The sequence below is a fragment of the Poseidonibacter sp. genome, from assembly GCF_041821165.1.
Lineage (GTDB): Bacteria > Campylobacterota > Campylobacteria > Campylobacterales > Arcobacteraceae > Poseidonibacter.
The window spans coordinates 1-18,759 of record NZ_JBGUES010000003.1; the positions used below are offsets into that span (position 1 = coordinate 1).

General features: G+C 27.8%; 24 protein-coding genes. 20 read left to right on the forward strand and 4 right to left on the reverse strand.

Going from position 1 to position 18,759, the window contains the following annotated elements; translation table 11 throughout:
- Both ACERKK_RS00610 and ACERKK_RS00615 read right to left on the reverse strand, forming a co-directional pair.
- The coding region (locus ACERKK_RS00610) for an undecaprenyl-diphosphate phosphatase (RefSeq protein ID WP_373771125.1) at positions 1-317 on the reverse strand (317 nt) is incomplete at its 3' end.
- Entirely contained in the window at positions 314-976 is a 663-nt protein-coding gene (locus ACERKK_RS00615; RefSeq protein WP_373771126.1) for an MqnA/MqnD/SBP family protein, read from the reverse strand. The genes ACERKK_RS00615 and ACERKK_RS00610, both read right to left, overlap by 4 nt.
- 69 nt (positions 977-1,045) lie before the next feature.
- On the opposite strand from ACERKK_RS00615, the gene ACERKK_RS00620 reads away from it, so the two are divergent.
- The 4 genes from ACERKK_RS00620 to glnA all read left to right on the forward strand — a co-directional run bounded on the left by ACERKK_RS00620 (position 1,046) and on the right by glnA (position 4,087).
- The gene (locus tag ACERKK_RS00620; RefSeq protein ID WP_373771127.1) at positions 1,046-1,267 is read left to right on the forward strand and encodes a MoaD/ThiS family protein; all 222 of its coding nucleotides are present in this window, start codon (positions 1,046-1,048) and stop codon (positions 1,265-1,267) included.
- A gap of 15 nt (positions 1,268-1,282) precedes the next feature.
- Complete coding sequence (locus ACERKK_RS00625) at positions 1,283-1,726, forward strand: molybdenum cofactor biosynthesis protein MoaE (RefSeq protein ID WP_373771128.1); 444 nt, start codon at positions 1,283-1,285, stop codon at positions 1,724-1,726.
- Positions 1,727-1,742: 16 nt separating this feature from the next.
- The gene (hisJ, locus tag ACERKK_RS00630; protein WP_373771129.1) at positions 1,743-2,534 is read left to right on the forward strand and encodes a histidinol-phosphatase HisJ; all 792 of its coding nucleotides are present in this window, start codon (positions 1,743-1,745) and stop codon (positions 2,532-2,534) included.
- 125 nt (positions 2,535-2,659) lie between these two features.
- Positions 2,660-4,087: a type I glutamate--ammonia ligase gene (gene glnA / locus ACERKK_RS00635; RefSeq protein WP_373771130.1), complete on the forward strand. Its 1,428-nt coding sequence runs from the start codon at positions 2,660-2,662 to the stop codon at positions 4,085-4,087.
- Positions 4,088-4,156: 69 nt separating this feature from the next.
- Here the strand turns inward: glnA and ACERKK_RS00640 are convergent, their stop codons facing one another.
- The gene (locus ACERKK_RS00640; RefSeq protein ID WP_373771131.1) at positions 4,157-4,678 is read right to left on the reverse strand and encodes a peptidylprolyl isomerase; all 522 of its coding nucleotides are present in this window, start codon (positions 4,676-4,678) and stop codon (positions 4,157-4,159) included.
- A gap of 147 nt (positions 4,679-4,825) precedes the next feature.
- On the opposite strand from ACERKK_RS00640, the gene ACERKK_RS00645 reads away from it, so the two are divergent.
- The 7 genes from ACERKK_RS00645 to ACERKK_RS00675 all read left to right on the forward strand — a co-directional run bounded on the left by ACERKK_RS00645 (position 4,826) and on the right by ACERKK_RS00675 (position 9,710).
- Positions 4,826-5,179, forward strand: a complete 354-nt coding sequence (locus ACERKK_RS00645; protein ID WP_373771132.1) for a ferredoxin — start codon at positions 4,826-4,828, stop codon at positions 5,177-5,179.
- A gap of 13 nt (positions 5,180-5,192) precedes the next feature.
- A complete protein-coding gene (gene panD, locus ACERKK_RS00650; protein WP_373771133.1) occupies positions 5,193-5,576 on the forward strand; it encodes an aspartate 1-decarboxylase in 384 nt (127 codons plus the stop codon).
- Positions 5,569-5,889 (forward strand): YbaB/EbfC family nucleoid-associated protein, encoded by a 321-nt coding sequence (locus ACERKK_RS00655; RefSeq protein WP_373771134.1) that lies wholly within the window; start codon positions 5,569-5,571, stop codon positions 5,887-5,889. Before panD ends, ACERKK_RS00655 begins: the two co-directional genes overlap by 8 nt.
- A 4-nt stretch (positions 5,890-5,893) precedes the next feature.
- Positions 5,894-6,754 carry a polyprenyl synthetase family protein gene (locus ACERKK_RS00660; protein WP_373771135.1) on the forward strand — a complete coding sequence of 287 codons (861 nt, stop codon included), beginning with the start codon at positions 5,894-5,896 and terminating at the stop codon, positions 6,752-6,754.
- Between the two features lie 172 nt (positions 6,755-6,926).
- Positions 6,927-7,184, forward strand: coding sequence for a co-chaperone GroES (groES, locus tag ACERKK_RS00665; RefSeq protein WP_373771136.1), 258 nt, complete (start codon positions 6,927-6,929; stop codon positions 7,182-7,184).
- A gap of 1 nt (position 7,185) precedes the next feature.
- Positions 7,186-8,826: a chaperonin GroEL gene (gene groL, locus ACERKK_RS00670; RefSeq protein WP_373771137.1), complete on the forward strand. Its 1,641-nt coding sequence runs from the start codon at positions 7,186-7,188 to the stop codon at positions 8,824-8,826.
- A gap of 110 nt (positions 8,827-8,936) precedes the next feature.
- On the forward strand, positions 8,937-9,710 hold the full coding sequence (locus ACERKK_RS00675; RefSeq protein ID WP_373771138.1) for an inositol monophosphatase family protein: 774 nt from the start codon (positions 8,937-8,939) through the stop codon (positions 9,708-9,710).
- Here the strand turns inward: ACERKK_RS00675 and ACERKK_RS00680 are convergent.
- Positions 9,691-10,302, reverse strand: coding sequence for a YkgJ family cysteine cluster protein (locus ACERKK_RS00680; protein WP_373771139.1), 612 nt, complete (start codon positions 10,300-10,302; stop codon positions 9,691-9,693). The two genes, ACERKK_RS00675 and ACERKK_RS00680, sit on opposite strands and share 20 nt — an antisense overlap.
- Positions 10,303-10,422: 120 nt before the next feature.
- Here ACERKK_RS00680 and glmS point away from each other — a divergent pair, with 120 nt between their 5' ends.
- The 9 genes from glmS to ACERKK_RS00725 all read left to right on the forward strand — a co-directional run bounded on the left by glmS (position 10,423) and on the right by ACERKK_RS00725 (position 18,759).
- Complete coding sequence (gene glmS, locus ACERKK_RS00685; protein ID WP_373771140.1) at positions 10,423-12,225, forward strand: glutamine--fructose-6-phosphate transaminase (isomerizing); 1,803 nt, start codon at positions 10,423-10,425, stop codon at positions 12,223-12,225.
- A gap of 96 nt (positions 12,226-12,321) precedes the next feature.
- Positions 12,322-13,530: a methionine adenosyltransferase gene (gene metK / locus ACERKK_RS00690; protein ID WP_373771141.1), complete on the forward strand. Its 1,209-nt coding sequence runs from the start codon at positions 12,322-12,324 to the stop codon at positions 13,528-13,530.
- 21 nt (positions 13,531-13,551) lie between these two features.
- Complete coding sequence (gene accD, locus ACERKK_RS00695; RefSeq protein ID WP_373771142.1) at positions 13,552-14,421, forward strand: acetyl-CoA carboxylase, carboxyltransferase subunit beta; 870 nt, start codon at positions 13,552-13,554, stop codon at positions 14,419-14,421.
- A 6-nt stretch (positions 14,422-14,427) separates the two neighbouring features.
- Positions 14,428-15,045 (forward strand): thiamine phosphate synthase, encoded by a 618-nt coding sequence (locus ACERKK_RS00700; protein WP_373771143.1) that lies wholly within the window; start codon positions 14,428-14,430, stop codon positions 15,043-15,045.
- Between the two features lie 2 nt (positions 15,046-15,047).
- Positions 15,048-15,506 (forward strand): 23S rRNA (pseudouridine(1915)-N(3))-methyltransferase RlmH, encoded by a 459-nt coding sequence (locus ACERKK_RS00705; RefSeq protein WP_373771144.1) that lies wholly within the window; start codon positions 15,048-15,050, stop codon positions 15,504-15,506.
- Positions 15,507-15,557: 51 nt separating this feature from the next.
- On the forward strand, positions 15,558-15,911 hold the full coding sequence (gene dksA, locus ACERKK_RS00710) for an RNA polymerase-binding protein DksA (RefSeq protein ID WP_373771145.1): 354 nt from the start codon (positions 15,558-15,560) through the stop codon (positions 15,909-15,911).
- A gap of 18 nt (positions 15,912-15,929) precedes the next feature.
- Positions 15,930-16,943 carry a hypothetical protein gene (locus tag ACERKK_RS00715; RefSeq protein ID WP_373771146.1) on the forward strand — a complete coding sequence of 338 codons (1,014 nt, stop codon included), beginning with the start codon at positions 15,930-15,932 and terminating at the stop codon, positions 16,941-16,943.
- A 32-nt stretch (positions 16,944-16,975) separates the two neighbouring features.
- The gene (locus tag ACERKK_RS00720; RefSeq protein WP_373771147.1) at positions 16,976-17,875 is read left to right on the forward strand and encodes a tRNA dihydrouridine synthase; all 900 of its coding nucleotides are present in this window, start codon (positions 16,976-16,978) and stop codon (positions 17,873-17,875) included.
- Between the two features lie 65 nt (positions 17,876-17,940).
- Entirely contained in the window at positions 17,941-18,759 is an 819-nt protein-coding gene (locus ACERKK_RS00725) for a 50S ribosomal protein L11 methyltransferase (protein ID WP_373771148.1), read from the forward strand.

Consider the following 18,759-nt stretch of genomic DNA (forward strand, 5'->3'; position numbering starts at 1 on the left):
ATATAAGCAACTATTTCAATTGAGAACATTGCCTTTACTTGTTTTGAAAATAAAAAACCAATTGCTGCAATTGGTAAAAATGCAATCATAACTTTTGTCCATAAATCAATATGTTTAAAAGTGAATTTTGATGGATAAGTTAAAACTACTGCTAAAATTGCAGCAAATTGAATTATTACTTCAAATGCTTTATTAACACTTGTTTGCTCTAAACCTAAAAATTCACTTGCAACTATTAAGTGACCTGTTGAAGAAATTGGTAGAAATTCTGTTATTCCTTCAATTACCCCTAATATTATTGTGTCGTATAAATTCATTTAAAGCCTTTTTGTTTTGTTAGTTTTAAAAAAAGTTTTAAACTTCTTTTTTCTTTTATTCCTAGTTCATAATCAATTTTTTTAAGATAATCTAAAATATCTGTATTTGAAATACCAGATCTTTGAGAATATTGATTTAATATATACCTTGGTATTTTAATATGATGTTTATTGAAGTTTTTTGTAACTCTTTGAAGGATTCTTTTATTTGAAGAAAAACATAATACTGCAAAAACAAATGGAAGATTATATTTTTTATTCCATTCTTGAGCTAAATCTAAAAAATGAGCATTTGGGTTTTCATGGTAAAACTTAAGTGCTTTATCTCCAATTATTACTTTTCCTTCTAAATTTAAGACTTTTGCTAAAGCATTAGATGTATCACTTTGAAAATCTTTTTCATCTTTTCCTGGAACTAATAATACAGATAAAACATCTTTTTTAGCAACAATTCCAAAATCTAAGTTTTTTTCATTTCTTGATGCAATTGAAGAAATAAATGCACTATGCACCTTTCTTTTTTTAAATTTTTTATTAATTAATGATGGATAAGATTTTTTATATTGGATAATTGATTTTAATTGAGTTGATTGAATATTCTTCTTTAAAAAGATATGAAATGGCAATAAATTTATAAAATCTATTTTTGCAAAGATCATGAAATAGCGTCCTTCAAAGTTAATTTTTTTTTGGTATAATATTACAAATATGGTAAATAAGGGTTTAAAATGGTAAAAGTAGAATTTCTAGGACCTATAAATAAAGAGTCTATTTCAGTAGATATTGCAAATTTATCTCAATTAAGTGAAATATTAAAAAGTGATGCAGAAGTTTCTTCATGGTTAGAAAACTGTGCTGTTGCTGTAAATGATACATTAGTTTCTTCAAAAGATATTGATTTAAACGATGGAGATAAAGTTTCATTATTACCTCCTGTTTGTGGTGGATGAAAAGGTTAAAATTAAATGAAAAAGTTACAAATATTTGATAAAGCATTACCTGTTGAAGAAATTACAAATGCATGGTATGATGAGTTTAAAAACTCAAATTATGGTGCCATAATAACTTTTGTAGGTGTTGTTAGAAATGAGAATGAAATTGATGGTTTATCTTTTGATTTATATGAACCAATCCTTACTTCTTGGTTTAACTCATGGCAAGAAAAAGCAAAAGCTAAAAATGCAATTGTTTTAATGGCTCATAGTACAGGTGATGTTTTAAATCATGAAAGTTCGTATATAGCTGCTGTTTGTTCTCCTAAAAGAAGAGTTGCTTTAGAAATGATTGATGAATTTGTTGAAGATTTTAAAGCACAAGCTCCTATTTGGAAATATGATATTATAAATGGGAAAAGAGTATATGCACAAGATAGAAGTACCAAAATTTCTGGTGCTGGAATTTTAAAATGATAAATGGAATATCTTAATGAGAGTTGATTTACACAATCATACAACTTTATGTAATCATGCAAGTGGAACAACAGAAGAGTATGTAAAAAAAGCAATTGAATTAAAAATTGATGTTTATGGTTTTTCTGATCATGCTCCTATGAATTTTGATCCAAAATATAGAATGAGTCTTTCTCAAAAAGATGCTTATGAAAATGATATATTATCTCTTAAAGAAAAATACAAAAATGAGATTGAAATATTATTAGGATATGAAGTTGATTATTTAGATGGTTATATTTTAGATGAAGTGATTAATTCAAAAGTTGATTATCTAATTGGTTCTGTTCATTTTATAAAAAATAAAAATGATATGTGGGGATTTGATAATCCTGAATTTATTGGAGTTTATAAATCAAAAGATATTGATTCAATTTGGAAAGAGTATTTTGATGCAATTGAAGCAATGGCAAAAACAAATCTTTTCGATATTGCAGGACATTTAGATTTAATAAAAGTTTTTAAATTCTTACCTAAAAGTGATATAAGAATATTAGCTAAAGATGCATTATTGGCTATAAAAAAAGCTAATATGACTTTAGAGATTAATCCTGCGGGTTTAAGAAAACCAATAGGTGAAACTTATCCTTCAAAGCAACTTTTACAAATGGCATATGAAATGGGAATTAATATAACATTTGGTTCAGATGCACATGCTGTTGATCAAGTTGGTTTCAAATATGAAGAAGTAAAAAATCTAGCAAAAGAGATTGGTTATGAGAAATGTATGACATTTTCAGCTAGAGATTCTAAACTAGTTACTTTTTAAACAATTAATTTGGGATAAATTATACTGTTTTTGATTAGTTGTATATTTTTTATACAGTAAATTTATTTTATTTTATTTTATTTTGGATAGAATAATCGTATTAATAATTTCAAGGAGCAATAAGCATGGGTAAATTTGTTAACAATACTGAAGAATTTTTTAAATATTGTGAAGAAAATGAAGTAAAGTTTGTAGATTTTAGATTTACAGATATGAAAGGAACATGGCACCATGTTACTTATATGATGAGTGCTGTTACTACTGATCAATTAAATGGTGGAATGCCTTTTGATGGTTCATCTGTTGATGCATGGCAACCAATTAATAAATCAGATATGATTTTAAAGCCAGATGTTGATACAGCATTCTTAGATCCTTTTACTGCTGATTCTACAATCATTGTTATTTGTGATGTTTATGATATCTATAAAAATGAATTATATGAAAAATGTCCAAGATCTATTGCTAAAAAAGCATTAACTCATTTAACTGAGTCTGGTGTTGGTGATGTTGCATACTTTGGACCAGAAAATGAATTCTTTGTATTTGATGATGTAAAAATTATTGATAATGCAAATGAATCTTACTACAAAGTTGATTCAGAAGATGGTGAGTGGAATGATGCTACTGACTATGAAAATGGAAATATCGGACATAGACCTAGAACTAAAGGTGGTTACTTCCCAGTTCAACCAATTGATAATGGTGTAGACTTAAGAGCTGAAATGATGTTAGTATTAGAGCAAGTTGGTTTAGAAGTGATTTTAGGTCACCATGAAGTTGCTCAAGGTCAACATGAAATTGGTATCGTATTTGGAGATTTAATAGAAGCTGCAGATAATGTACAAAAATTAAAATATGTAATTAAAATGGTTGCTCATTTAAATGGAAAAAGTGCTACATTTATGCCTAAACCTCTTTATGGAGATAATGGAAATGGTATGCATGTACATCAATCAATTTGGAAAGATGGTAAAAACTTATTCTACAAAGAGGGTGAGTACGGAAATCTTTCAGAAATGGCAAGACATTATGTTGGTGGTGTATTTAAACATGCAAGAGCAATTGCTGCATTTACAAACCCATCAACTAACTCATACAAAAGATTAGTTCCAGGATTTGAAGCACCTTCAATCTTAACTTACTCTTCTCAAAATAGATCTGCTTCATGTAGAGTACCTTATGGTGCTGGTGAAAAAGCTGTTAGAGTTGAAATGAGATTCCCAGATTCAACTGCTTGTCCTTATTTAGGGTTTGCAGCTATGTTAATGGCAGGAATTGATGGAATTAAAAATAAAGTTGAACCAATTGGTCCAATGGATGAAGATTTATATGAAATGCCTTTAGATGAGATTAGAGAAAGAAATATTCCTCAAATGCCTCATACTTTAAGAGGTTCTTTAGAAGCATTAATTAGAGATAATGATTTCTTAAAACCTGTATTTACTGCTGATATGGTAGATACATACCAACATTATAAATTTGAAACTCAAGTTTGGCCTGATGAAGCTAGACCTACTGCTTTTGAATTTAAATCAACTTATTCTTGTTAATAAGTATTTATATAAAATAAAAAAGGCAAGTTCATTTGAACTTGCCTTTTTTTTAATCAAATTTAAAAATTATTTAATTTCTATAGATAATATTTTTTGATCACTTAAAGGTTTATTTCCTCTTCCTGTTGGAACATTTTCAATTTTCTTAACTGTATCCATTCCTTTTATTACATAACCAAAAATTGTATGTCTTCCATTTAGCCAATAAGTTGGTACTGTTGTAATAAAAAATTGACTGCCATTTGTATTTCTTCCTGAATTTGCCATTGCTAAAATACCTGGTTTATCAAAAAGTGCTTTAGATGAAAATTCATCTTCAAAAGCTTTATTCCAAATAGATTCACCACCTCTACCTGTACCTGTTGGATCTCCACCTTGTAACATAAAATCTTTTATTACTCTATGGAAAATTAAGCCATTATAGTAACCATTTTTTGAATGTGTTACAAAATTTTCTACAGCTTTTGGAGCTAAATCTGGTCTTAATTCAATTTCAATTGAACCTTGTGTCGTTTTAACAAGTGCAATAGGATTCGATGCTTCTAAAAGTAACATCACTGAACATAGAATGAAAAATATTTTTTTCATATTGTGCCTTTATATCTAGATTTTTAAGAAATTAGTATATTATTTTAGCTTTAAGAGAAAATTAAAAATCGTTTTTTATCAAGATTTAAAAAAAAAGTGTTAAAATCACGAAAATTATAAAATATACATTTATATTAAGGAAATAAAATGGAATTACCACAACCAACGTTTTACGTTTTTAAATGCGAACAAGCATCACCTCCTGGTATGCCAAAACCTTCATGTGTAAATGAAAATACAAGAGATTTATTTAATCATACAGCTCAAACATTAATGAAAAAAGGTGTAATGGGACCAGTTCAAGTGGTAAGAACATCTTGCTTAGGAAGATGTCAATTAGGTCCTGTAATGTTAGTAGAACCTGGCCATTTTATGTATTGCCAGTTATCTAAGGAAAAAATAGATAAAATAGTTGATGAACATATTCTTGGTGGAAAGCCAGTAGAAGAGTATTTAATGCCAAAACAGTACTGGGGTGAACCAGTTAATTTAAATAATTAGAGGAATTAAGTAAATGACATTTGATATGCTATATAGTAAAATTCACAGAGCTACAGTTACAGATGCAAACTTGAATTATGTAGGGTCAATTACAATTGATGAAGAGTTGATGGATGCATCAAAATTAAGAGTAGGGCAAAAAGTAGAAATTGTTAATGTTAATAATGGTGAAAGATTTGCTACCTATGTAATTAAAGGAAAAGCTGGTTCTAAAGATATGTGTTTAAATGGAGCAGCAGCTAGAAAAGTAGAAATTGGTGATAAAATCATTGTAATTTCTTATGCTTCATATAATGAAAATGAATTAGAAACATATAAACCAACAGTTGTTATTGTTGATGATAAAAATAATATTGATATGATTACTAATGAATTAGTAGGTAGTGATCATGTTTGATGGAATCGATTTAAAAAATCTTAATTTAAATGATATGATGAAACAAGTTCAGGATATGGCTGAAACTAGCAAAGAAGATAATGCAAAAAGAGTGTTCACTTCAAAAGCTGGTGGAGGAATGATTGAAATTTCAATTAATGGTAATTCAGAAGTAATTGATTTACAAATTGATGAATCATTACTTGATGATAAAGATTCTTTACAAATATTACTAATTTCATGTATGAATGATGTAATTAAACAATCAGATGAAAATAAAAAAATGATGGCTATGAATATGATGGGTGGTCTAGGTTCTTTTGGACAAAAGTAATCATATGAAAAACTTACTTAATCAATTTGAAGATTATCTTTTAGATAATCTTCCTAAATCACAAACATTTCACCCTACATTCGAAAGTGCTTTGGGTGATATGCTACAAGCTGGTGGTAAAAGATTCAGACCAATGCTTTTACTTTCTGTAATAAAATCAAATAAAAGTCTTCTTCTTAAAAATGCTATGCCAGTTGCACTTGGTTTGGAAATGCTTCATACTTATTCACTTGTACATGATGATTTACCATCAATGGATAATGCCGATTTAAGACGTGGATTTGAAACACTACATAAAAAATATGATGAAGTTACAGCAATATTAGTTGGAGATGCTTTAAATACAGAAGCATTTAATCAAATTTCTAATGCTCCATTATCTAATGATATTAAAATTGAATTAATTAAATGTTTAAGCAGTGATGGTGGAATAAATGGAATGATAATTGGTCAAGCAATTGATTGTTATTTTGAAAATCAAAAATTAGAACTTAGTCAATTAGAATTTTTACATATTCATAAAACTGCAAAATTAATTGCAGCTTCACTTAAAATGGGTGCAATCATTTCAGAATATGATTTAGCTACTCAAGAAACACTTTATAATTTTGGAATTGATTTAGGCTTATTATTTCAAATTCAAGATGATATTATTGATGAAACCTTAACTGAAGAAGAAGCTGGAAAAACAACACAAAATGACCAAGATAAAAACTCTTTTGTAAATCTTCTTGGATTAGAAGGTGCAATTCAATCTGCTGATACATTAGCTATAAAATGTATACATACACTAGATTCTTTAGATGAAAAATTAAAACTATCTTTAGAAGAACTACTTTTAAAATATATAAATAGACACAAATAATCATAAATTAACTAAGAGTTTCAATTTTAAGTACAACTCTTAGTCAATTTAACTCAAAGTACTTGACAAATAAACAAAAATTATATAAAATTTAGCACTTATAAAATTAGAGTGCTAATTCTTAATTTTATTACAATAAATATTATTAAATAAATCTAATAGAGGATATATTATGAATTTTAAACCATTAGGAAAAAGAGTTCTTGTAGAAAGAACAGAAGTTGAGAGTAAAACAGCAAGTGGAATTATCTTAGTTGATTCTGCGAAAGAAAAACCAAATACAGCTGAAGTAAAAGCAATTGGAAGTGAAGTAACAGAATTAAATGTTGGTGATACAATTGTATTTGAACAATATAGAGGTACTGAGTTTACTCTTGATGGACAAGATTATTTAGTATTAGAAGTTGAAAATATTATAGGAGTTATGTAAGATGGCAAAAGAAGTATTATTTAGTGATGAAGCAAGAAATAAACTATTCTCTGGTGTTGAAAAATTAGCAAATGCTGTTAAAGTTACAATGGGACCAAGAGGAAGAAATGTATTATTACAAAAATCATTTGGTGCTCCAACTATTACTAAAGATGGTGTTTCTGTTGCAAGAGAGATTGAACTAGAAGATACTTTAGAAAATATGGGTGCTCAATTAGTTAAAGAAGTTGCTTCTAAAACTGCTGATGAAGCAGGTGATGGAACAACAACTGCAACTGTATTAGCTCATAGTGTATTCAAAGAAGGTTTAAGAAACGTAACAGCTGGTGCAAATCCAATTATATTAAAAAGAGGTATGGATAAAGCAACTGAAGCTATTTTAGTTGAACTTAAAAAAGCATCAAGAGTTGTTGCTAATAAAACTGAAATTGAGCAAGTTGCTACTATTTCTGCTAACTCTGATACTGCTATTGGTTCAATGATTGCAGAAGCAATGGATAAAGTTGGAAAAGATGGTGTTATTACTGTTGAAGAAGCTAAGGGTATTTCTGATGAATTAGATGTAGTTGAAGGTATGCAATTTGATAGAGGTTACTTATCTCCTTATTTTGTAACAAATACTGAAAAAATGACTACTGAAATGGAGAATCCATTTATTCTTTTATGTGAGAAAAAAATCTCTAATTTAAAAGAAATGTTACCAATTTTAGAAGCTGTTAATCAATCAGGAAGACCTTTATTAATTATTTCTGAAGATGTTGAAGGTGAAGCTTTATCTACTTTAGTTGTAAATAGATTAAGAGGTTCATTAAATATTGCTGCTGTTAAAGCTCCAGGTTTTGGTGATAGAAGAAAAGCAATGTTAGAAGATATCGCTGTATTAACTGCTGGAACAGTTGTTTCAGAAGAGTTAGGTATGAAGTTAGAAACAGCAACAATGGATGTTTTAGGAACAGCTTCAAGAGTTGTAATTGATAAAGATAATACTACTATTGTTAATGGTTCTGGTTCTGCTGAAGCTGTTCAAGGTAGAGTTAATCAAATTAAAGCTGAAATTGATAGTACATCTTCTGAATATGATAAAGAAAAATTACAAGAAAGATTAGCAAAACTTTCAGGTGGTGTTGCAGTTATTAAAGTTGGAGCTGCTTCTGAGACTGAAATGAAAGAGAAAAAAGATAGAGTTGATGATGCATTATCTGCAACAAGAGCTGCTGTTGAAGAAGGTATTGTAATTGGTGGAGGAGCTGCTTTAATTAGAGCTGCTGCAAAAGTATCTTTAGATTTAGAAGGTGATGAAGCTATTGGAGCTGCTATTGTTTTAAGAGCTATTAAAGCACCATTAAAACAAATTGCTATTAATGCTGGTTATGATGCTGGTGTTGTTGCAAATGAAGTTGAAAAATCTGAAAATGAAAACTTAGGATTTAATGCTGCTACTGGTGAATATGTTGATATGTTCGCTGCTGGTATTGTTGATCCTGCAAAAGTTGAAAGAGTTGCAATGCAAAATGCTGTATCTGTTGCTTCATTATTATTAACAACTGAAGCTACTGTTACTGATATAAAAGAAAAAGCAAGCGCAATGCCAGCTATGCCTGATATGGGTGGAATGCCTGGAATGGGTGGAATGGGAATGTAGTTAGACTTTAGTCTAACACTTTTCATAAAAGGGGAACTGTTTTACAGTTCCCCTTTTTTTATATAAAGTAATTTCTATAAACTATAAAAAATATATATAATGGAATAAATATGAAAGATAAATTAATTGAAATAATAAAAGAAGCTGGTGAAATTATGAAAGAGGGATATTTTTGTAAAAAAGATATAACTTTTAAAGCTAAAAAAGATTTAGTAACTCAATATGATTTAGCAATAGAAAATTTTTTAAAAGAAAAATTTGAAAATGAATTTAAAGATTTTAATGTAATTGCAGAAGAGTCAGATAATACTAGTAAAATATTTTCAAATTCTATAATAGTTGACCCAATAGATGGAACAACAAATTTTGTAAATAAAGTTCCTCATACTGCTATTTCAGTTGGAGTTTATAAAGATAAAAAACCATTTATTGGTATTGTATATAATCCGATTTTAAATCAATTATTTTATGCAATAGCAAATGAAGGTGCATATTGTAATGATGAAAAAATTGAAGTTTCAGATGAAAATGATTTTCAAAAAGCATTATTATCAACTGGTTTTCCATATTCATCAGGAAGTTGTGAGGATGATTTAAATGATGTTATGAAAAAAATGAAAAATGTATTACCAAAATGTCAAGATATCAGAAGACTTGGTTCTGCTGCTCTTGATTTATGTTATGTAGCAAATGGTACTTATGAAGGTTTTTATGAAATGAATCTAAAAGCTTGGGATGTTAGTGCTGGTTTAATTATTTTACAAGAAGCAGGTGGAAAAGTTTCTAATATTGATGGAAATGAGTACAAATTATTTGAAAATAAATATATTGTTGCTTCAAATAATAAAATTCATAAAGATTTAATTAAAACATTAAATCTTTAAAATATTTATCTTGTAAATGTATCAAAGATTTTTGATGCATTTGCATATATTTATTATCACTATTTTTAGAACATTTAAAAAATTGCATTCCATTTAGTTGTATTGCTAAAGTAAAATCTTCATTTTTATCAAACTTTTCAAACTCTCTAAACGTATCAATATATTTATCTTGGTAATTATCTAAATTATTATGAAAGAACTCTTTTTTTATTTGATTATTTTGTGAAATTATTGTACTTTCTAAATTATTATTTATTGCAGGGCAGTTTTCATCAAAATAAATATAATTATCAATATTTGCACTTAATGGGTAAAGTTTACAAATAGAAGGTCTATTTTCATATATAATACATTTGAAATTTTCTAAATATTTACAATATGTTTGTCCATTTGTTAATATAATTACAGGCTTACAAAATCCTAATTCTCCAAATATAAAAAGTATAGGAAAATTTTTATAAACAGAAGAAAAATCATCTTTTAAAATTTGTGAAAAAGTTGTACCTTTTTTACCATCACAGCAATTTGCTTGACATATATCACATGATGAGAAAGTTATTTTTTTGTCTTTTATATTTGTAAATTGTTTCATAAATTCATTATATAATAGTTCAGATTAATCTATGAATATTCATTTAAAATCAAGAAAGCGCTTTTTTAGCAAGTTTTTTATATAATCTTTGATTAAAATTTTGCTTAAAGGTATTTATAAATGTGTGGAATAGTTGGTTACATTGGTAAAAATAACACAACAAAAATTTTACTTGATGGATTAAAAGAGCTTGAATATAGAGGTTATGACTCTGCTGGAATTGCTGTTTTAAATAAAGATAAAATTGATGTATTTAAAGCCTTAGGTAAAATAAATAATCTTGAAGAAAAAGTAAAATTATCAAAAAATGATAATTATGAACTTGGAATTGGACATACAAGATGGGCAACACATGGAAAACCAACTGAATTAAATGCTCATCCTCATTTGGGTGAATACTCTTATGTTGTTCATAATGGAATAATTGAAAATTATAAAGAATTAAAAGAAGAATTAATTAGCAAAGGTCATAAATTTGTATCTCAAACAGATACAGAAGTTATAGTTCATTTATTTGAAAATTATAATAATGAATTAAATGACACAAAAAAAGCTTTTGAAAATACAATAAAAGATTTAGAAGGTGCTTTTTCAATTCTTTTAATAACTAAAGCAGATCCTTCAAAGGTATTTTTCTTTAAACATGGAAGCCCTTTAATTATTGCTAAGGGAAATGAAGAAAATGAAGTTTTATTTTCATCTTCTGATGCCCCGTTAATTGGTTTAGCTAATGAAGTAGTTTATTTAGAAGATGCAGTTGGTGGAATTGCAAGTGCAAATGGTATTGAGTTCTTTAGTGATGATTATTCATGGTCAACATTACCAACATCAAAACAATTTGCTCAAAAAAATGGCTTTAGATTTTTTATGGAAAAAGAGATCTATGAACAAAGTGATGTAGTTGTTGATTGTATGCTTGGTAGAATTAATGATGAAGAAATTTTATTTGATGAAATTGATAAATCATTAATTGATGGTATAAATGAAATAAAAATTTGTGCTTGTGGAACATCGTACCATTCAGGATTAACAGCATCATATCTTTTTGAAAGACTTTCAAAAGTTAAGTGTAATGTTGAAATTGCAAGTGAATTTAGATATAAAGACCCATTATTAACAAAAGATACTTTATTTATTGTAATCTCTCAAAGTGGTGAAACAGCTGATACTTTAGAAGCCTTAAAAATGGCAAAAGCAGCAGGATTGAAAACTTTAGTTATTTGTAATGTTGATAATTCATCAATGACAAGAACAGCAGATGCTACAATTTTAACGCGAGCTGGAATTGAAAAAGGTGTGGCTTCAACTAAAGCATTTACAACACAAACTGTTGTATTATGGATGTTGTCTTTATATTTTGCAAAAGCAAAAAATGTAATAGAAAAAGAATTATTACAAAATGAGATTAGAGTATTAAGAGAAGTTCCACAATCTTTGATAATTGATGATAAAATTCATGAAAAAACTAAAAGATTATCTAAAAGGTACCTGCATGGTCATGGTTTCTTCTTTATTGGTAGGGATATATTTTTCCCTCTTGCTTTAGAAGGAGCTTTAAAGCTTAAAGAGATTTCGTATTTACACGCAGAAGGTTATCCAGCAGGTGAAATGAAACATGGTCCTATTGCATTAGCAGACCCTGAATTATTTACAATTGCATTGATGCCTCAGAATCTTCTTTATGATAAAATTAAATCAAATGTTGAAGAATTAAGTGCTAGAGATAGTACTATTTGCGCAATATCACCACTTGATTTTGAATTAAGTGATGATTTTATAAAAACTAAGAAAACTGATCATTATATGTTAGAATTTTTTGAAATGTTAATAGCTTTACAGTTATTATCAATGGAAATATCAGTTAGATTAGGAAATGATGTTGATATGCCAAGAAACTTGGCAAAATCAGTAACCGTAGAATAAATTCGACTTGCTGTTGTATTTGTTATTTTTTTAACAGCAAAATAGTAATTAAAAATAATGGAAAACAAAAATGGAAAACCTAAAAGGAAAACAAATATGGAAAACAAGAAACAGTATTTATTTACTTCAGAAGTAGTAAGCCCAGGACACCCTGATAAATGTGCAGATATTATTGCTGATACTATTGTTGATAAATTAATTATTGAAGATAAAAACAGCAGAGTTGCATCTGAAGTTTTTGTTGCAGGAAAAAATGTAGTTATTGGTGGAGAAGTTAAATCAACTTGTCAATTATCTGATGCAGATTATGAAAAATTAGTAAAAGACGCATTAGCTAAAATTGGTTATGATGGAAAATCTTCATTTACAAAAGAACAATGTTTACACCCTGATGATGTAAAAGTGCAAGTATTATTAAATCAACAAAGCCCTGATATTTCTCAAGGAGTTGATCAAACAACTGGTGATATTGGCGCAGGTGATCAAGGTATTATGTTTGGATTTGCATCTACTGAAACAGCTGATTATATGCCTGCTGCTATTACTTATGCAAGAATGCTTTGTGATAAAGTTTATGCTTATGCTTTAAAACATAATCATAAATTAGGTGTTGATATTAAAACACAAGTTACAATTGATTATGGAACAAAAGAAAATTTTGAAAATTGTAAACCTCAAAAAATTCACACTATCGTTGTTTCTGCACCTTCTGTTGAAGGAATGGGAATTGATGAAGTTAGAGAATTAATCCAAGGTTTAATTGATGATACTGGACTTCCAACAGATATGTATAAAAAAGAAGAAACAATTATTCATATTAATCCAACAGGAAGATATGTAAGTCACTCTTCTTTACATGATAGTGGTTTAACAGGAAGAAAACTTATTGTTGATTCATTTGGAGGATATTCACCAATTGGTGGTGGTGCTCAAAGTTCAAAAGATTATACAAAAGTAGATAGATCTGGACTTTATGCAGCAAGATGGATTGCTAAGCACATTGTAGCTGCAAAACTTGCACAAAAAGCAGTAGTTCAAATTTCATATGCAATTGGTGTTGCACGTCCTACATCTGTTTCTGTTGATACAATGGGAACATATACAAGATTAAACGATGATGTTTTATCTCAATTTATTATGGATACATTCCCTTTAACACCAAAATGGATTACAGATAAATTTGCATTAGATAAACCAAGTGCAGAAACTTTCCTTTATGCAGATGTTGCATCACGAGGACAAGTAGGTCAAAGTGATTACCCTTGGGAAAAACTTGACGAATTAGAAAAATTCGATAATTTATAAAATAGATACAAAGGATTTAAAATGGATTTAAAAAACTTATTTAGTAAAATTTCATTTGAAAGTAGTTCAAAAGAACAACCAACAAAAAAAGATGCTCCAAGTCACTGGATTAAATGTCCTGAATGTAACTCTTTAATGTTCTTTAAAGAAGTTGAAAATCAAGATAATATTTGTCCAAAATGTAATTTTCATATGAGAATTGGTGCAAAAAGAAGAATTGAAATACTAACAGATGAAAATACTTTTGTTGAATTTGATGAAGATTTAAAGCCAAATGATCCTTTGAAATTTGTAGATAAAACATCATATAAAAAAAGAGTAGATGAAGCTTTTAAGAAAACTGGTAGAACTTCATCTGTTGTAAGTGGTGAAGCGCAAATTAACGGAATGGGTGTACAAATTGTTGTATTTGATTTCTCATTTATGGGTGGTTCATTAGGTTCAGTTGAAGGTGAAAAAATTGTAAGAGCTGTTGATAGAGCATTAGAAAAACATCAAGGTTTAATTATTGTTTCAGCATCAGGAGGAGCAAGAATGCAAGAGTCTACTTTTGCTTTAATGCAAATGGCTAAAACATCTGCTGCATTAAAAAAATTAGATCATGCAAAACTTCCATATATTTCAATTTTAACAGACCCTACAATGGGTGGTGTTTCTGCATCATTTGCTTTCTTAGGTGATATTATTATGGCAGAACCTGGTGCATTAATTGGATTTGCTGGTCAAAGAGTAATTAAACAAACTATTGGTGCAGATTTACCAGAAGGTTTCCAAAGAGCAGAATTCTTACTTGAAAAAGGTTCTATTGATATGGTTGTTAATAGATCAGATATGAAACAAACATTAGCTGATTTATTAAAAATGTTTGAAAAAGAGACTAAAATAAGTTAAGTTTTGATGATAAGTAATACAAAAAAGCTTTTAGTTACTGAACCTAAAAGCTTTAATAATTTATATGTTCTTTGCGATTATGAAACATTAATCAAAAAGAACATCTCTCTTAAACAATTTATTCAAATATGTAATGACAAAGATGTAAAAATACTTCAATACAGAGATAAAGTTTCTACTATTGAAGAACAAAAAAAGAATCTTTTATTTTTAAAATCAAACTTAAATATACCAATCATTATAAATGATAAAATTGAATTAATTGAATATGCCGATGGTTTACACTTAGGTCAAGAAGATTTTGATTTAATACATAAAGATAAACAAATTGCGGTTAAACTACTTAGAAAAAAGATTGGAAATAAACTTTTAGGTCTTTCTACTCATAATGAAATGGAAATACTTGAGTCTAATAATCTAGATATTGATATGATTGGTCTAGGTGCTTATAAAAATACAAGTACAAAAGATGTACAAACTGTATTAGGTTCAAGAATTTCTTATTTAGCCAAAATGTCTATACATCCTGTTTGTGCTATTGGTGGTGTAAAAGTTAATGATATTATTGAAAATATTTCATTTAATGTTGTTGGTTCTGGAATATTTCAAAGTGATAAGGAATAATTATGAGTAAAATTAATATATATTCAATTGTAAAACCATCAAAAGATGAATCTGATATATTAATTAAAAATTTTATTAAAATGTCACAAAAATATGCAAATGTTGAAGTTCACTATATTTTTAATAAAACAATTGCAAAAGCACAAACAATTGGTGAAAAAGAAGCTCAACAATCTTATAGTGATGTTTATGAACCATTATTAAAAGGCTACAATATTGCACTAGATGTATTAGGAAAAAAAGTAGATAGTTACAAATTTTCTCAAATACTAGAGGGTAAAAATGAAATTAACTTTTTTATTGGTGGTGCGTATGGATTTAAACGAGATTTTTTGAATAAATGTGATAACATTATATCTTTAAGTGATTTGACTATGGCCCACAAAATTGCAAATATTGTACTAACAGAACAGATATTTAGAGGTTTATGTATAATAAATAATCATCCATATCATAAATAATTTATATAGTTTTTTGTATAATGCAAAAAATTAAAAATTAAAAGGTATTAAGTGGCTAATTCAAAACAGATTGTAGAGTTAAAAGAGATTTTAATTAATAGAAAAGAATTGATTATTAACAACATAAGAGATAGTAGAGATAGTATTGATTCTTTAAAAAACTCTGAGTGTAAAGATGATTATGATTATGCTGAAATATCAAGTGATAGTTTCAAAGAGGGAATTATAGCAAACCAACAAGTAAAAGAGTTAAGTGAAATAGAAGATGCAATTAAGAGCATTGAAAAGGGAACTTATGGTGTTTGTGAAATGTGTGATGAATCAATAGCAATTGGTAGATTAAGAGCAAAACCGTTTGCAAAGTTTTGTACACCATGTAGAGAGATTTATGAATCTGAAAGATAGTAATTAAAAGGATTAAAGATGGGATTTAAAAAATATGTTGTATTTTCTATAATATTAATAGTTGCGATTTACGGATATTTATTTAGTTTAGATTTAGGTGAGTATAAACTAACAGTATTTGATATATCACTAAACTTACCAGTTAGTGCATGGGTTATTACTCCTGTAATACTTTTATTTTTAGCAACAGTTGGCCATATTGTATTTTATGGTTTAATCAATATATTTAAAACAAGAGCTATTCTTAAAGATCAAGAAACAATGCTTAGTTTAATTAAATCTAATTTATCTGACAATCCTAACTCTAAAAAATTTAAATCTAAAGTATTTAAAAGTTTATCTTCTGTACTTAATCAATTAAATTTAAGTGTTAAAGATAATACTTTTTCATCTCCGGATGAAGAATTAAATAAATTAGTTGCTGCTATTCAAGATATAAAAGCTGGTAAATATGTAAGTGATAAATCAATTAAAATAAATGAAATTTCAGATTTATCAAACTTAAATATGATAAATAAAGTTAATGAACAAATTGATTTTGCAATTGATGTATTAAAGAAAACAGAAAATTATGCACCAAATGTTGTAAGACAAGCTTTCTTAAATGTTCTTGAGAAAAAAACAATGACTACAATGAAAAAACTTTATAAAAATGTTAAATTAGATAAAGAATTAGCAAAAAAATTATTTGAAAAAGATGCTCAAAATAATGAATTTGGTTTTACTCATGAAGAAATTTTAAAAATTGTTAAAGATTTAGATTTCAAAAAAGAAGATTATGTTGCATTAGCAAAAAATTATGAAACTATTTTAAAGCCTGATCAAATTATTGCACTATTTGAAAAGTTATCTTCTGATTTAGAAGAATCAACACCTGCATATTTACATGTATTATTTGAATATGAAATGATTGATAAAGTTAGAGAAGTTGTAGATGCTACTCCTGATGGAGAATATACTTCATTTAAAGCTCTTTTAGATTTAAAAGATGCTGGTAAACATTATGATTTAGAATCGATTTCATATAAATAATGGAAAAGAAGATTGATTTTAGCCAACCCTTAATGGTGTTGGCACCACTTGCTGGATATACTGACTTACCTTTTCGTTCTGTTGTAAAAAAATTTGGTGCAGATATTACTATTTCTGAAATGATTTCATCAAATGCCTTAGTTTATAAATCTGAAAAAACATTAAGAATGATTGAAAAATCACCTTCTGAAGATCCTTATATTGTTCAAATAGCTGGAAATAGTCCTGAATTAGTTCGTGATGCTGTTTTAATTTTAAATGATATTGATGGAATTGATGGAATTGACTTAAACTGTGGTTGTCCTGCACCAAAAGTATTTTCACATGGTTCAGGTTCTAATCTACTTGGTGATTTAAAAAAACTTGAAGCTATTCTTTCAACTGTAAAAAAATATTCTACAAAACAATATACTTCTGCAAAAGTTCGTATTGGAGTTAATGAAAAAATACCAGTTGAAATTGGAAAAGCTGTTGAAGCTTGTGGTGTTGATTTTGTATCTGTACATGGAAGAACAAGAGCTGGTAAATATAAAGCTCCTGTTGATTATGATGCAATTAGAGATATGAAAGCTGCTATTAGTATTCCTGTTATTGCAAATGGTGATATTAAAGATTATGCAAAAGCAAAAGAAGTATTGCAACATACAAAAGCTGATGGTGTTATGATCGGACGTGCTGCTGTTGGTAAACCTTGGGTGTTTTATCAATTAAAACATGGAATTGAAAATATCACTGAAGATAAAAAAAGAGAAATCATCTTAGAACATTATGATGCTGTACTTAAATTTCATGGTGAGCATGGTGCTGTAATGTTTAGAAAACTATTACATTCTTACTCAAAAGGTTATGATGGTGCTAATGAATTTAGAAACATTATAAATACTATTTCTGATGCAAAAATCATGAGAGATATGATAGAAAACTTCTTTTAATATAATTCAAAAGTTATTTAGATAAAATATCCCAATTTATACATAAATAAAATAAAGGGAAATATTTGTCTGAATACTATTTTGAATTAACAATTAAACCAACTCAAAATTACGAACTTTTTTTAGAACTACTTACGTCTTTAACACAACAAGCAATTGAAGAACTTGATGGAACATTAATTTCAAGAAGTGAAGAGAGCTTAGATGATGTTGAATTTGGTATTTTAGAATTTGCAAAAGCACTAAATATCGAATGTGAAACTACAAATGTTAGAAAAGAAAACATTGACTGGATTAAACAATATCAAGAATCAGTAAAATCTGTTGAAATTGGAAACTTCTTTATTAGACCATCTTGGGATGAAAAGAAAGAGAATAAAATTGACATTATAATTGATCCTGCATTATCTTTTGGTTCAGGTCACCATGAAACAACATCATCTTGTGTAGAAGCTATTGATGAGTTTGTAAAACAAAATGATACTGTTTTAGATGTAGGAACAGGAAGTGGTATACTTGCTATTTGTGCTTCAAAAAAAGGTGGAATAGTTGATATTTGTGATACAGATGATGTTTGTATCAAAGATACTGCTAGTAACTTTGTGTTAAATGATACAACATTTAAAGATTCTTGGATTGGATCTGTTAATAAAGCTTCAAAAACTTATGACATAGTTATTGCAAATATTGTTGCAGATGTTTTAGTTATGATTGCTACTGATTTAAAGAAATCTATAAAACCTAATGGAATTTTAATAATTTCTGGAATTTTAGATAAACATTTAGATAGAGTATTAAATAAATTTAAAGATATAGAAAAAATTAAAGCTATTCATAAAAATGAGTGGGTAACTTTAATATTTAAAAATAATAAGGAGTTTTAA